Annotated in this window: 12 protein-coding genes and 3 pseudogenes; 9 read left to right on the top strand and 6 right to left on the bottom strand. The window is 70.7% G+C overall.

Annotation, left to right across the window (positions count from 1 at the left end):
- The 4 genes and pseudogenes from AB1460_RS31770 to AB1460_RS31755 all read left to right on the top strand — a co-directional run.
- Window positions 1-737 (top strand): group II intron maturase-specific domain-containing protein (locus AB1460_RS31770; protein WP_368965765.1); only part of this gene is annotated, 737 nt, incomplete at its 5' end.
- Window positions 738-880: 143 nt separating this feature from the next.
- A pseudogene (locus AB1460_RS31765) lies at window positions 881-1,597 on the top strand (IS256 family transposase); the annotation flags it as partial.
- A gap of 149 nt (window positions 1,598-1,746) precedes the next feature.
- A pseudogene (locus AB1460_RS31760) lies at window positions 1,747-2,151 on the top strand (acyl-CoA dehydrogenase family protein); the annotation flags it as partial.
- A 519-nt stretch (window positions 2,152-2,670) separates the two neighbouring features.
- Complete coding sequence (locus AB1460_RS31755; RefSeq protein ID WP_368965764.1) at window positions 2,671-4,290, top strand: diguanylate cyclase domain-containing protein; 1,620 nt, start codon at window positions 2,671-2,673, stop codon at window positions 4,288-4,290.
- A gap of 174 nt (window positions 4,291-4,464) precedes the next feature.
- Here AB1460_RS31755 and AB1460_RS31750 read toward each other — a convergent pair whose 3' ends face one another.
- Window positions 4,465-5,046 (bottom strand): cytochrome P450, encoded by a 582-nt coding sequence (locus AB1460_RS31750; RefSeq protein WP_368965763.1) that lies wholly within the window; start codon window positions 5,044-5,046, stop codon window positions 4,465-4,467.
- A 4-nt stretch (window positions 5,047-5,050) separates the two neighbouring features.
- Window positions 5,051-5,512, bottom strand: a pseudogene (locus tag AB1460_RS31745) (acetyl-CoA C-acyltransferase); the annotation flags it as partial.
- Here AB1460_RS31745 and AB1460_RS31740 point away from each other — a divergent pair.
- Window positions 5,459-5,926, top strand: a complete 468-nt coding sequence (locus tag AB1460_RS31740; protein WP_368965767.1) for a nuclear transport factor 2 family protein — start codon at window positions 5,459-5,461, stop codon at window positions 5,924-5,926. The pseudogene AB1460_RS31745 and the gene AB1460_RS31740 sit on opposite strands and share 54 nt — an antisense overlap.
- A 177-nt stretch (window positions 5,927-6,103) precedes the next feature.
- On the opposite strand, the gene AB1460_RS31735 is transcribed toward AB1460_RS31740, so the two are convergent.
- Window positions 6,104-6,835: an enoyl-CoA hydratase-related protein gene (locus tag AB1460_RS31735; protein WP_368965766.1), complete on the bottom strand. Its 732-nt coding sequence runs from the start codon at window positions 6,833-6,835 to the stop codon at window positions 6,104-6,106.
- A gap of 345 nt (window positions 6,836-7,180) precedes the next feature.
- On the opposite strand from AB1460_RS31735, the gene AB1460_RS31730 reads away from it, so the two are divergent.
- A complete protein-coding gene (locus tag AB1460_RS31730; protein ID WP_368965762.1) occupies window positions 7,181-7,636 on the top strand; it encodes a hypothetical protein in 456 nt (151 codons plus the stop codon).
- Between the two features lie 119 nt (window positions 7,637-7,755).
- The gene (locus AB1460_RS31725) at window positions 7,756-7,887 is read left to right on the top strand and encodes a hypothetical protein (protein WP_368965761.1); all 132 of its coding nucleotides are present in this window, start codon (window positions 7,756-7,758) and stop codon (window positions 7,885-7,887) included.
- 33 nt (window positions 7,888-7,920) lie between these two features.
- Here the strand turns inward: AB1460_RS31725 and AB1460_RS31720 are convergent, their stop codons facing one another.
- From AB1460_RS31720 to xylA, 3 genes are all read right to left on the bottom strand, one after another.
- A complete protein-coding gene (locus AB1460_RS31720) occupies window positions 7,921-8,151 on the bottom strand; it encodes a hypothetical protein (RefSeq protein WP_368965760.1) in 231 nt (76 codons plus the stop codon).
- Window positions 8,152-8,361: 210 nt separating this feature from the next.
- Window positions 8,362-9,819 carry a xylulokinase gene (gene xylB, locus AB1460_RS31715; RefSeq protein WP_368965759.1) on the bottom strand — a complete coding sequence of 486 codons (1,458 nt, stop codon included), beginning with the start codon at window positions 9,817-9,819 and terminating at the stop codon, window positions 8,362-8,364.
- A 14-nt stretch (window positions 9,820-9,833) separates the two neighbouring features.
- The gene (xylA, locus tag AB1460_RS31710; RefSeq protein ID WP_368965758.1) at window positions 9,834-11,075 is read right to left on the bottom strand and encodes a xylose isomerase; all 1,242 of its coding nucleotides are present in this window, start codon (window positions 11,073-11,075) and stop codon (window positions 9,834-9,836) included.
- A 67-nt stretch (window positions 11,076-11,142) separates the two neighbouring features.
- Here xylA and AB1460_RS31705 point away from each other — a divergent pair, with 67 nt between their 5' ends.
- A complete protein-coding gene (locus tag AB1460_RS31705) occupies window positions 11,143-12,399 on the top strand; it encodes an ROK family protein (protein WP_368965757.1) in 1,257 nt (418 codons plus the stop codon).
- Window positions 12,400-12,873: 474 nt separating this feature from the next.
- Window positions 12,874-13,233 carry a hypothetical protein gene (locus AB1460_RS31700; protein ID WP_368965756.1) on the top strand — a complete coding sequence of 120 codons (360 nt, stop codon included), beginning with the start codon at window positions 12,874-12,876 and terminating at the stop codon, window positions 13,231-13,233.
- Window positions 13,234-13,461 lie beyond the last annotated feature (228 nt).

Genomic DNA, 13,461 nt, shown 5'->3' with positions numbered 1-13,461 from the left:
CGCAAGGGTCGATCCTCTCCCCGTTGCTCAGCAACGTGGCGCTTGCCGTCCTGGACGAACACATCGCCCAGGCTCCGGGCGGGCCCAGGGTGAGCCGCAATGATCGGCTCACCCGTCGCCGTCACGGCCAGGCAAACTATCGCCTGATCCGGTACGCCGACGACTGGTGCCTGGTCGTGTCGGGCAGCAAAGCCGACGCGGAAGCCCTGCGGGAGCAGATCGCCGGGGCCTTGTCCATGATGGGGTTGCGCCTGTCGCCGGAAAAGACCCTGGTAACCCACATCGACGAGGGCCTCGACTTCCTCGGGTGGCACATCCAGCGCCGCCGGAAGCGAGGAACAAACCGGCGTTACGTCTATACCTATCCGGCTCGCAAGGCCCTCAAAGCCGTGACCGCGAAAGTAAAGACGCTGTGCCGACAGAACATCAACCAGCCGTTTGCCATCCTGTTGTATCGACTGAACTCGATACTGCGGGGGTGGACCGCCTACTTCCGGGCTGGGGTGTCCAGCATCGCCTTCGGATATTTGCGCGCCTTCACCTGGCGTCAGGTCATCCGCTGGCTACGCCACAAGCACCCCGGCGCCACCTGGAAGGAACTACGCCGTCGATTCACCATCGACGGCTGGTGGCCCGCCGACACAGACGTGGTCCTTTTCAACCCTGGTGCGGTGCGGACCACCCGCTACCGCTACCGCGGGGCGAAGATCCCGTCTCCATGGCCGAACGCGACATGAGAACACCACTGCCGACCCCTCGGGGCTTGTGGAGAGCCGGATGCGTCGACGAGGCGCACGTCCGGTTCGGGAGGCGGGCCGGGGAAACCCACCGGTGGAAACACCGGCAGGGCGCCCCGGCCCGACCTCACCACGTCAACATCCGCCTGGACGAGGAGAAGCTCTGCCTGCTCGTCCTCATCGGCGTGCGTGCCGACGGCCGGAAGGAACTCGTCGCCCTCACCGACGGCTACCGGGAATCGACCGGGTCGTGGGCGGACCTGCTGCGCGACTGCGCCCGGCGCGGCATGGGCGCACCGGTCCTCGCGGTCGGCGACGGTGCGCTGGGGTTCTGGGCCGCGCTACGCGAGGTCTTCCCCGCCACCGCGGAACAGCGCTGCTGGGTCCACAAGACCGCGAACGTCCTCGCCGCGCTCCCGAAGTCCGCGCATCCCGGGGCGAAGAAGCACCTGGCGGAGATCTACAACGCCGAGGACAAGACCCACGCCGCCGCCGCGGTGAAGACGTTCGCCGCGGCCTACGGGGCGAAGTTCCCCAAAGCCACCGCGAAGATCGTCGACGATCTGGATGTGCTGCTGGCGTTCTACGACTACCCCGCCGAGCACTGGGTGCACCTGCGGACCACGAACCCGATCGAGTCCACCTTCGCGACCGTCCGTCACCGCACCCGGGTCACCAAGGGCCCCGGTTCCCGGGCCGCCGGGCTGGCCATGGCGTTCAAGCTCATCGAAGCCGCCCAGGCCCGCTGGCGGGCCGTCAACGCACCCCACCTCGTCGCCCTCGTCCGCGCCGGCGCCGTCTTCGAAGCAGGCCAGCTCGTCGAACGACCCACCACCACACCCGTCACCCAAGCCGCCTAACGATCATCACCCACAAGTCTTGACTATTTCTCCATGTCCTCCTGGAGGGCGCCAGCGACGAACAGAAGGAGACGTATAGGAGACGTATCTCCCCAGGATCGCTTCGGGTGAGTGGACGGCGTCCTTCGCGCTCACCGAGGAGGGCGCGGGCCGCCCGGTGCGTCGGCCTCGCGTAACGGCTGCTCGACGAGTCGGTCTCCTACGCCGCCACCCGGTCGCAGGGCGGGCAGGTGATCGGCGAGCACCAGCTCATCCAGGGACTGCTGGCCGACTCGGCCACCGATCTGTACGCGGCCCGGGCCCTGGTGAAGCAGACAGCCGCCGCGTTCGACGACGGCAGCGACACCAGGATCGGGCCGTCCTGCGCGAAGTACTTCGCGTCGGAGGCGGTCGGCCGCCTCGCGGACCGCGCCGTCCAGATCCACGGCGGCGCGGGCTACACGCGCGGAGTTCCGGTGGAACGGTTCCACCGGGACGTACGGCTGTTCCGGATCTACGAGGGAACCAGCCAGATCCAGCAGCTCGTCATCGCCCGCCAGCTGCTGCGCGCGGCGGACGGCGGCAGGGCCCGAGGAGCGTCGCCGGTCGGGTGGCGAGCCAGGCCGCTGCCCCGGCGCGGGGAGTGCAGGCCGAGCGTTCGAAGGTCTCGCGAGGACGCCCGCCGGTCGGCCCGCGCCCAGCGAGGCGGATATCGATAACGAGCGGCTACGTCGAGAGAACGAGCCTCTTTGATCTCGGTGTTGACGAAATTGGAAAAACCTTTCTCCGGATGGCCCGGCGCTTCACGCCTGACCGGCCACCCACCCCTGATCAGGAACTGTCGGTGTAGCCGCAGGTGAGGCTGTCGAACTACTCGCCACCCGCGGGCGTAGCCTGCTCGCAAACCGAGTGAACTCCTGACAGAAGCGCGCGAAATGCCCTTCGGTCCCGTCGCGCGACGGTCGAGATCGACTTTGCGCAAAGAACCAGAGAATCGTAGCATGGGCGCCGATGGGTCGAGGGGAGGAGGTTGAACGCATGTCGGGCGCCTCGCGGTCGCGGACGCTTCCAATCGGACCGATGCGAGAAAAGAGATGGCAGACACCGCCGAGCGGGTCGACCAGGTAGCCGCGCAGGCGGCAAGAGGGCCGATCGGTCGACGGCTGTTCAGGTGGATCACCCTGGCCTGTGCCGGGTATATGGCGGCCCTGTTCCTCGCGGTGGCCTTGCTCCCCGACCGGGAGGCCGCCCTGCTCCTGATGGTCGCCCGTACCCTCGGGTTCCTGCTTGCCGGGCTGTGCTGCCTGTGGTGTGGCTGGCGCTTCCGTGGGCCGGAACGTCGCTGGCGCGTGCTCATGGGAATCGCCTGTATTGGCGCCACCGGGAGCATGGGTGCCGGAATTCGTTTCACCTTGGAGCACTATCAGGCCTTCGCAGCCGTTCCTCCGGTGAGCTGGATACACATGCCCTACCTGCTGCCCTACGCGGCGGTTCTGGCGGCACTGCTGGTGTTCCCCTCGACACCGCTCCCGCACACGCGGGACGCGACAGGACAGGGCTTGCACAACGACCGGCACTGGCATGTGACCAGCATTCTGGACAGCGTGCTCGTGGCCGCATCGCTCGGCGTCCTCGTCTGGGAGATCGGGCTCGGCGTTCTGTTTCGGAGCGGGGGCCACCCGCCCGGCCTGATCGCCTTCGCGACCGGCGACGCCATCGTCAGTGCCACCGTCGTCGTCCTGCTCATCCTCATCGCGATGTTTCGTCAGCCACGGTCCCCGACCGCCGCCGCCCTGCTCGCCGCGGGACTGCTGGGAATGACTTTCACGACCGGGGTGTACCTCGTGGTACGGGCGAACAACATTCTGACGCCCGACCCGCTGCTGCGCATGGGCACCGTGGCCGCCCCGCTGCTGATCGCGCTGTCCTGCCTCGCGCCGTCATGGAGCCGCACCAACCCCACCCGCCGAACGGGCCCGCGCGCGATCTGGTTACACACGGTGTTGCCCTACATTCCGCTCGCGATGGTCGCCATGGTGTTCTTCTTCAAGATCTCCGGGAATGGCCGGTTCGGGTTCGGGGAGATCTATACGCTGCTCATCCTGTTGTTGCTGGTACTCGTCCGGCAGATGATAACGATGATGGCCAACGCCCGTCTGATGCTGCGGCTCCAGGACAGCCAACGCCAACTGCACTACCAGGCATTCCACGACCCCTTGACCGGGCTGGCGAACCGACTGCTGTTCACCGACCGGCTCCAGTGGGCGCTCGCCCGCCGCCGGCAGGACCACCTGCCCGTCGCCCTGCTCTTCTGCGACGTCGACCACTTCAAATGTGTTAACGACACCCTCGGGCACGCGGCGGGCGATGAACTGCTGAGAATTGCGGCGACACGCATGACGGAATGTGTACGGGTCTCTGATACGGTCGCTCGGCTCGGCGGTGACGAGTTCGCCGTTCTCCTCACCGACAGAGTGGTGGAGCCGGAGGAGCTGGGCCGGCGTATTGCCGAGGCGATCCAGGCGCCGCGCGTCATTGCCGGACAGCCGTACCGGATCGAGGCCAGCGTTGGCCTGGCCGTCGCCACCGACACGGCCGAACCGGTGACCGCGGACATACTGTTACACCACGCTGACCTCGCCATGTACGAGGCCAAACGAAAGCCGTCGGAAAAACTTGCGGTCTACCGGCCGGAAATGTCGCTCAAAGAATAGAGCAACGAACTGGATCGTGATGTCTGGTGCCAACGTGAGACCGAGTGTAGCCACGCGGACGGCCATTTCCTGGCCGGGATGCGGATGCGCGACGGGAGCGATCCCGCCTCGACGCAGCCGCCGGCATCCATCCACTGTCACAGTCCCGATCGGGCCGCCCGCGACCAGCGCGGCTCACCGCCGACCGGATCTGTGGTTGGGCCTGAACGGCAGTGCGCTTACGCCCCGTACGTTGCTGACGACGTGGCGCTGCGCACGGGACTCGTCCACGTCGAAGTCGGGGAAACGGTTGAGGATCTCGTCGAAGGCGACCCGCATCTCCATCCGGGCGCGGTGCGCACCGAGACAACGGTGGATGCCGAGGCGGAAGAAGAGGGTGGACGGGTCCTGGGTGCGGTTCAGGTCGAAGCGGTCAGGCTCGTCGTAGACGCGGTCGTCGCGCAGCGCGGAACCGGTGATGAGCATGACCCGTTCGCCAGCCGGGATGGTCGTGCCGTGCAGTTCGACGTCGCGGGTCGTCGTGCGGCCCCGCAGCTGTGACGGTGCGTCGTAGCGCAGGGTTTCCTCGACGGCCTTCGGGAGTAATGACCGGTCGTTGAGCAGAGCGCGGCGCTGGTCGGGGAATCTGGTCAGAGCCATCAGGCCGTTGGGGATGCCCTTGGCCACGGTCTCGTGGCCGGCGGCTCCCATCTCGAGGAACCGCTGGGCGGTCTCCCAGCCGTTGTGGGCGGCGGCCACGTCGGCGTGGCGGGACAACGCCCTCGAACAGGTCGATGTCGCCGAGGGTGAGGCCGGCCCCGTCGAGTGCCCTGGGAATCGCGAGGGTGGGTGCCAGGCCGGTCAGCGCGGGCTCGACGCCGGCGGTCGCCCACGCCCGGACCCGCGCCAGCGGGGTGAGCCCGTGGGCGGCGACGTACCCGTCGCTGGTCAGGGTCACGGCCGCGGCGGCGTCGTTGAGACCGGCGGAGTTCGCCGCCGTCACGGTCGCGTGGGGGATCTCGGGGTGCAGCAGCGGCAGCCCGGAGAGCCGCTCGAGGGTTGTGCCGCGGCGCGGGTGCTCGTCGGTGTCGAACCGGACGGTCGTGCCCTCGGGCCGGGTGATGTCGAGGGGGACGATCTCGTCGGTGAACGCCCCGGAGTCGATGGACGCCAGCGCGCGCTCCTGGCTGTGGACCGTCCACTCGTCGACGTCGCGGCGGGTGAGGCCCATCTCCCTACACGATGGCCTGACGTGGGCGGCTCCACGCTCCTCGACGAGCTCGCGGTCCAGGCGACCCTCGCCCGCTACTGCCACCGGTGCGACGACGCCGACTTCGCCGGGGTGGTGGCGTTGTTCACCCCGGACGGCGTCCTCACCCACGGCGACCGGAGCGTCCGCGGTCCGGAGGCGCTGCTCGAGTACTTCCAGAGCATGCAGGGGCGACCGGAGCAGCGTGGCAGGCACCTGATGGGCAACGTGGTCGTTCGGTCGGACGGGGACGTGGCCCGGTCGATCTCGGACTACGTCTTCTTCCGCTTCGGGAGTCGGGGCCTCGTGCCGGCGATCGTCGGGAGGTACCACGACGAGCTCGTCCGGCTCGGCGGTGAGTGGCGGATCGCCCGGCGTGACGCGATGCGCCTGAACACACCGGCATGACGGCCACGGCACACCACTTCGCCCGGCTGCTGGCCCTCGCGCTGGAGCCCGGCGGCCCACCCGTGACAGCCACCGCGCCCGTGTGCCCGGAGTCGTTCGTGCCCGGGACCACCCGCATCCGGGCCTCGCTGCTCCTCGCCATGGTCGACATGATCGCCGGGGCAGGCCTCCGCCCGGTCAGCGGCCGATCCAGCGTGGAGCGCGCCTCTCCGCGAACGCGCGGGCTCCCTCACGGGCGTCCTCGCTGCCGAACACCGGCGCCACGGCCGCCGCGATGCCGCCCCAGTCCGCCGCGGCCAGCTCGCCGACCATCAGATCCTTGGTGACCCGCACGGCCAGCGGACCGTTCGCGGCGATCTGACCGCCCAGCTCGAGCGCCGTCGGAAGCACCTCCGCCGCCGGCACGACCCGGTTGACCAGCCCCATCTCGCTCAGCCTGGCCGCGCTGACCATGGCACCGGTCAGCCCGAGCTCGAGGGCCAGGGCGAGCGGGATCCGCTGGGGCAGCCTGGTTCCTCCCTCCGCGGCGATCAGGCCACGGCTGACCTCCGGCAGGCCGAACCTGGCGGTCTCGGCAGCCACGAGGAGATCGCAGGCCAGGGCCAGCTCGAGGCCACCGCCGACAGCCGTGCCGTTGATCGCCTCGATGATCGGCTTGGGGAAGGTCCGCCTGGTGAAGATGCCGAGCCCGAGGCCGGAGATGTCGGAGAGACTGCCCGCCAGGAACGCCCTGAGGTCCAGGCCGGCGCAGAAGACGCGGTCACCGGCGGCGGTCGGAACGACGGCACGGACGTCGTCGTCCTTCTCGGCCTGCTCGAAGGCGTGACCGAGCCCGGACATGGTCGGACCGTCGAGGGCGTTGGCCGCCTGCGGGCGGCCGGTGCTCCGGGGCTGGCATCCGAGTCCCAGCGTCGGCCGTAGAGCCGTAGAGCCGTAGAGCCGCTCTGCCGTGGCGCGGTCAGTGGCGGAGCCCGGTTCCGGTCGTGGTCGTCAGACGGGGCGGCGGCGCGTCGGATGCCGGCGTGGATCGCGATCGGAGCGTGTTCGGCGACGGTGAGCCCTTTGCGCCTGAAAAGGTATCCAACGCTGCTGTCCCCTCTCGCCCTCGCTACCAGCACCACGACCAGCACCGTCACGGCTTGGTCTCGATGATGCCGCCGCCAGGAACGCGTCCGGGCGTGTCACCACCACGGCCGCATAGCGAGGGTGTCAGGGGCGGCGGTAGCCCGCAGCTGCGGGAATAGGCTTGCGGCCGTGACCGCAGACGAGCCCCTCCATGGCACATTCGCCCTCGACCACGAGCTGAGTTCGCCGCCGGTGGCGGTCTATGCCGCTTTCGCGGAGTCGGACCGGCGTGCCCGGTGGGTGCGCCTGCCGGGAAAGGCCGACCCGGGCAACCGGTATGACGTCAGCCTCGGCGGTACCGAGCTTCTGCGCAGCACCATGCGGATCGGGGATTCGGTCGAACGGATCGAGCGCCGTACGCACACCCTCCAGTTGGTTCCCGGGCGGCTGGTTGTGTTCACCTACGAGGCGGTCGTCAACGACCAGGTGCGGTGGGTGTCGTTGGTCAGCGTTGGGCTGCGGGACAGCCAGGAGCAGGAGGCAGGCACGAAGCTGACGTGGACCGAGCAGTACGTCCTGCTGGTGATGACCGGGGATGGCGCGGACGACGTCGCGCACCTGCGGGGGGCACGGGACTCCATCTGAACGGGCTCACGGCGGCTCTCGGGGAGGGATCGGCGATGCGCTCGGCGACGCCTCTGGACGGGCGCTGACTCGGCGCGCAGTGGACCCGCCTCGTCAACGCCTACGTGCGGCGCGCGCACGTGGCCGCCGGCGTGGACCCGGCGGTCACCCGGGCGTTCATGCGCCTGGCGAATCTCGTCGACAGGCCGGAGACCCTGCTCCAGCCGGCAACGATGGCCCGGATCCTGAGGACCGCCCGGCGGCCGCTCTGACCGTGATGGGAGGGGCGGGCACATGGTTGGAGACTAGGACAGCCCGGTGGCCGCGCGGGCCTCGGCGAGTGTGCTCCAGCCGGTGCCGAGCATCATCCAGCCGTCGTGGCCGGCCAGGCGGTTGATCGGGTCGCGGACCTTGACCTGCCAGCTGCCAGGGCTGGTCTCGCGGGCGAGGGCGGCCTTGCCATTGCAGGAGCCGTAGTATCGGCCGAGCGCGGCCGGTTCAGGCTGGATCGCGGTGAGCGGGTTGTCGGAGTCCATCGGGTCGCTCCGTAAAAGGGCCACAGGCTCGCCCGGGATGGGCGTGGCTCGCGGGTCATGACCCGGGTGGCTGTTGCTCAAGCTCCATATTACCCTCCGGTTCGGACCATGGCAGCGCGGCAGCGCGCGGTTCGGGCAGGAGGTCTGGCCGAACGTCCCGCCACCGAGGGCGTCGCCCGCATTCGCGCGACCAGCGGTGCCAGAAGATCCCTACCCACGTCTGCTCTCGATGACGGTGGCGACGGTCGCCGCCACCTGCCGGTACCGCTCGAGGACGGCGGGGAGTGGCTCGGCCGTGCGGGTGACGGCGGCGGCGCGGGGCCAGGACGGCGGCGCGGTGCCGTTGGCGCGGGCCAGGACGGTGGCGGCCTGCCGGGCGGCGCCGTCGGCGACGTACTCACCGGGTGCGGCCACGGTCACCGGCACCCCGAGGATCGCGGATGCGATGTCCTGGACGGCACGTGACCGGGCGCCGCCGCCGACGAGCGTCACCCGGTCGATGCGTACACCTTGGGCGCGCAGGGCCTCGAGGCAGCCCGCCAGCAGGCAGAGCACGCCCTCCACCGCGGCGCGGGCGAGGTTCGCCGGGGTCATCGACGCCGGCGTGAGGCCGTGCAGGGAGCCAGTGGCGGTGGGGAGGTTCGGGGTGCGTTCGCCCTCGAGGTAGGGCACGAGCACCAGGCCCGCGGCACCCGGTCGGGCGCTGAGTGCGAGCCTGCTGAGCTCGTCGTGGTCGACGCCGAGCAGGGCTCCCGTCGCGTCGAGGACGCGGCTGGCGTTGAGGGTGCAGGCGAGCGGCAGGTGGCGGCCGGTCGCGTCGGCGAAGCCGGCCACCGAGCCGGTGCTGTCCCGCGTCGCGGCGGTGGCGACCGCGGCGACGACGCCCGAGGTCCCCAGGGACATGAACGCCTCGCCCGGCCGCAGGTCCAGCCCGAGGGCCGCCCCGGCGTTGTCGCCGCACCCCGGCCCCAGGAGCAGGTGGCCCCAGCCGTTGGCGGTGTCGCCCCGTCCCACCGTGTCCTCGGGGCCGGCGACGGTCGGGAGGACGATCCGTCCGACGTCACCGGGTTCGCGACGCAGCGCCAGGGCCAGCAGGTCCCGCCGGTAGGCGCCGATGGCGCCGCTGGCGGCGTCGAAGTAGCCGGTGCCGGAGGCGTCGGAGCGGTCCGTGCGCAGGGTGTCCAGCGACCGGGCGCCGGACAGACGCCAGGTCAGCCAGTCGTGGGGCAGCACGACCGCGGCGATCCGGGCTGCCGCGTCGGGTTCGTGGTCGGCGAGCCAGCGCAGCTTGGTGACGGTGAACGAGGCGACCGGGACCAGGCCGACCGCGGCCGCCCACCGCTCGGCGCCGAGCTCGGCGACGAGGTCGTCCGCCGCCGGGGCGGATCGGGTGTCGTTCCACAGCAGCGCGGGCCGGATGACCCGTCCGTCGCGGTCGAGCAGGATCATCCCGTGTTGCTGGGCGGCGACCGAGACGGCCGCGACGTCACCGAGGCCGCCTGCCTGCTCGACCGCGGTGAGCAGGGCCGTCCACCAGTGTTCGGGGTCGATCTCCGTCCCGGGGGGATGGGGTGCCGTCCCCTGGCGGGCGAGGGCGCCGGAGGCGGCGTCCCGGACGACGACCTTGCACGACTGGGTGGAGGAGTCGATTCCCGCGACGAGCGCCATGCCGTCGGGCCGACTCAGCCAGCTGAGCGGGCCGCGGCCGCCGCCCCGGTCGCGGCCGGGATCGGGGTCGGGGCCGGCGAGCCGAGGAGGTGCTCGATCGCCAGTTGCTGGAGCCGGACGAAACCGAAGTCCCGCTCGGCCGCCCTGGCCGGGTCGAAGCCGTCGTCGGTGGCGAGCAGGTCGGTCGCGGTCTCGCCGGGGGAGAGGGTGGGCTCGGCGAGCTCGAACACGCCGGAGTGGGCCATTGCCTCCTGGACGGCGGGGTCGGCGCGGAACGCCGCCGCCTTCTCGGCGAGCAGCAGGTAGGTGGACATGCAGGCGCGGGCTGACTCCCAGACGCCGGTCATGCCCTCCGTCCGCGACGGCTTGTAGTCGAAGTGGCGAGGGCCGGTGTACCGGGGGCCGTCAGGGTAGCCGGGAAAGCCGTTCTCGAGCAGGTCGACGGTGAAGAACGCCGAGACGAGGTCGCCGTGCCCGAAGGCCAGGTCCTGGTCGTACTTCAGGCCTCGCTGGCCGTTGAGGTCGAGGTGGAACAGCTTCCCGCTCCACAGCGCCTGGCCGAGGGCGTGGGTGTAGTTGAGGTTGGCCATCTGCTCGTGCCCGGTCTCCGGGTTGAGCCCGACGATGTCGCCGTGCTCGAGCTCGGCGATCAGTGCCAGGGCGTGTCCGACGGTGGGGAGGAAGATGTCGCCGCGCGGCTCGTTCGGCTTGGGTTCGAGGGCGATCCGCAGGTCGTAGTCCTGGCTCCGGATGTAGCCGGCGACGGTGTCCAGGCCCTCCCGGTAGCGTTCCAGGGCGGCGTGGACGTCCTTCGACCCGTCGTACTCGCTGCCCTCCCGGCCGCCCCACATCACGAAGGTGGTCGCGCCGAGCTGGGCCGCGAGGTCGACGGCGCGCAGCACCTTGCGCAGGCCGAACCGGCGCACGCCGCGGTCGTTCGAGGTCAGGCCGCCGTCCTTGAAGACGGGATGGGTGAAGGTGTTCGTGGTCACCATCTCGATGACCAGGCCGGACGCGTCGGTGGCTTCCTTCAGCCGGCGGCACGCCCGCTGGGCGGCGGCGTCGTCGGTGTCGAAGGGGAAGACGTCGTTGTCGTGCAGGGTGATGCCCCAGGCGCCGATCTCGGCGAGCCGGTCGGCGTACTCCCACGGGTCGAGGGCTGTCCGGGTCGGCAGGCCGAACGGGTCGGTGCCGGTCCAGCCGACCGTCCACAGGCCGAAGGAGAACCTGTCCGCGGGGATGGGCTGTCGTGGCATCGCTGCTCCGATCCGCGTCTTTAGTATCTCGGTAAAACATAATTGGGGGCCGCGGTAGCGTCAACCTGTGCCCCTGGAGCTGTCCGGTCCGCAACCGACGAGTGGGGCCCGGCAGGCGACCCTGCGGGAGAGCAACCTCGCCCTGGTCGCGCGCACCGTCGCCGCGTCGGCGTACCTTTCGCGGGCGGACGTCGCCGGGGCGACCTCGATGACCCGGGCCACCGCCTCACGCCTCGTCGACGAGCTCGTCGACGGCGGCATCGTGGACGAACTGGGCCCGGGTGAGCGGGGCCCGGGCGAGCTGGACCGGCCCGCGCCCCGCCGGGGTCGCCCCGCGACACCACTGGCCCCGGGTTCGCGGATCGCGGCTCTGGGGCTCCAGGTCGACGCCGGTTTCCTGGCCGCCCGGGTGATCAACCTGCGCGGCCAGGTTCTCGCCGAGTGGGTCGAAAGCGGAGATCTCGTCGCGAGCCCACCGGGGGAGGTGCTGCGTCGCCTCGACGCTGCCGGCCGCGACGTCCTGTCCCGGGTGCCCGGCGGTGCCGCCCTCATCGGAGCCCGGCTCGCCCTGCCCGGCCTCGTCGCGGTGGAGGACGGGCTGCTGCTGCGGGCACCGACCCTCGGCTGGTCGGACATCCGGCCGGCCGACCTGCTGGCCTCCGGGACGCTCGCCGACCTGCCGTTGACGATCGGTAACGAGGCCGACCTGGCCGCGAGGACGGTCGCCGAGAACGCGCCGGGACGGCCGGGGCCGGTGCCGGACTTCGTCTACCTGTCGGGCGGGATCGGCATCGGCGGCGCCGTGGTCCGGGACGGAGCGGTCATCACCGGCTCCCACGGCTGGGCCGGCGAGATCGGGCACGTCTGTGTCGACCCCAACGGCCCGAGCTGCCTGTGCGGGTCGACCGGCTGCCTGGAGCGCTACGCCGGGCGGCACATGATCCTCGCCGCGGCCGGGCTGGGCCCCACGGCCCCGTCCGAACTCCTGGCCGAGCGGGTGGCGGCCGGCGATCGGGAGGCGTGTCAGGCCGTCGGCGTGGCGGCGTGGGCCCTCGGTATCGCGCTGGCCAGCGTCGTCAACATGTTCGACGTTCCCACCGTCGTCCTCGGCGGGTATCTGGGTCAGATCGCCGGCCTGCTGCGTGCGGACCTGGAACCGGTACTGCGGTCCCGCGTGCTGTCGGCCCGCTGGGTCACGCCGACGATCGTCGCGGCCGAACCCGGCTCCGCCCCCAGTGCCCCCGGTGCTACCGGTGCGGCCTTCGCCGAGCTGGCAGCAGTGATCGCCGATCCGGCGCGTGGGACCGGCCGGCCGGCGGGCTGATGCAGTGACCGACAGGGTCGGCCCCGCCGGTGCGTCCAGCCGGTGCAGGCAAGGCGGTCGCAGGCAAGGCGGTCGCGGGTAAGGCGGTCGCCGGCAGGACGCCGGAATCCGCCGGGTAGCGGCGCTCCCAAGGATTCCGGAAACGTGGGCAGCGGGAATGTTTCCGGATTGTTCCCGCCCGCGGCCGTCAGTGCGATGTTCGTCACCCCAGCCGTCGCTGGTCCGCATTACGCGTTCCCGGGTACGCCTTCCAGCCTGACCACCACAACCGGATAGGGGCCTTGCCTTCGGGGGCGTCGGCGGGTGTGCTGGTGCACCGTCCCTGTAGTCGCCGGTGGCTTGACGCCTGCGCCTATGCCAGGTTGTCCCTTCGATTGGTCAGAGCTCGTAACCTGCCGCTGCGGAAATGGGACTACCCGAACGGGCTAGCACATCTGGGCTATCCCTTCGCAATCCGAGGATTTCGTCCCTACTGTGAGGTACCGCAAGGTGATCTTCATCGTTCTGCTGTTTCCGCTCGCGCTCATGGCGATGACGGTGGTCATGGACGCAGTCGAGGACTGGCTGAGCTCACGTCGGGTGCCGACGGGGCGGCCGGGGCTCGCGGGGGCAGCGCGGGCGAGGCGCGCAGTCACCGGTGCCGTGCGGACCGCGGGCGAGACGATGCCGTCGGCACCGGCATCGCTGCCGCCATCATGGCCAGCCCTGGCGCCGGTGCCACCAGCGGCGGTACCGCCGCCATCACTCGCACCTGGAACGTGGCCCGCGGATGGGCAGCAGTCGATACCCGCGCAGTACCGGCCTGCGGCGGCACGGGCCGCGGGCTGGAGCTGAGACGGTGGTCCGGAGAGGCGGGCGGTTCGGGCCCGGTTGACGCCTGTCCGGTGCCCGCCGGGTCGGCGCCGCGAAGCATCGATAGCTACGTTCCTCATGTTCCTAGTAGACTGTCGCCGCTTAGTCCTGGCATGTTTCGTGTCTGGGTGAGAGGGTTGGGCTGGCAGGTCTTCCCGTCCCTCTGCCGGTCAGGACTGTGTCGTGGGTTCGCAGAAGAAGCGGCCGGTC

Source organism: Parafrankia sp. FMc2 (genome assembly GCF_041008525.1).
Classification (GTDB): domain Bacteria; phylum Actinomycetota; class Actinomycetes; order Frankiales; family Frankiaceae; genus Parafrankia.
The sequence above is the reverse complement of the archived record's forward strand: the minus strand, read 5'-3'. Positions and strand labels throughout refer to the sequence as shown.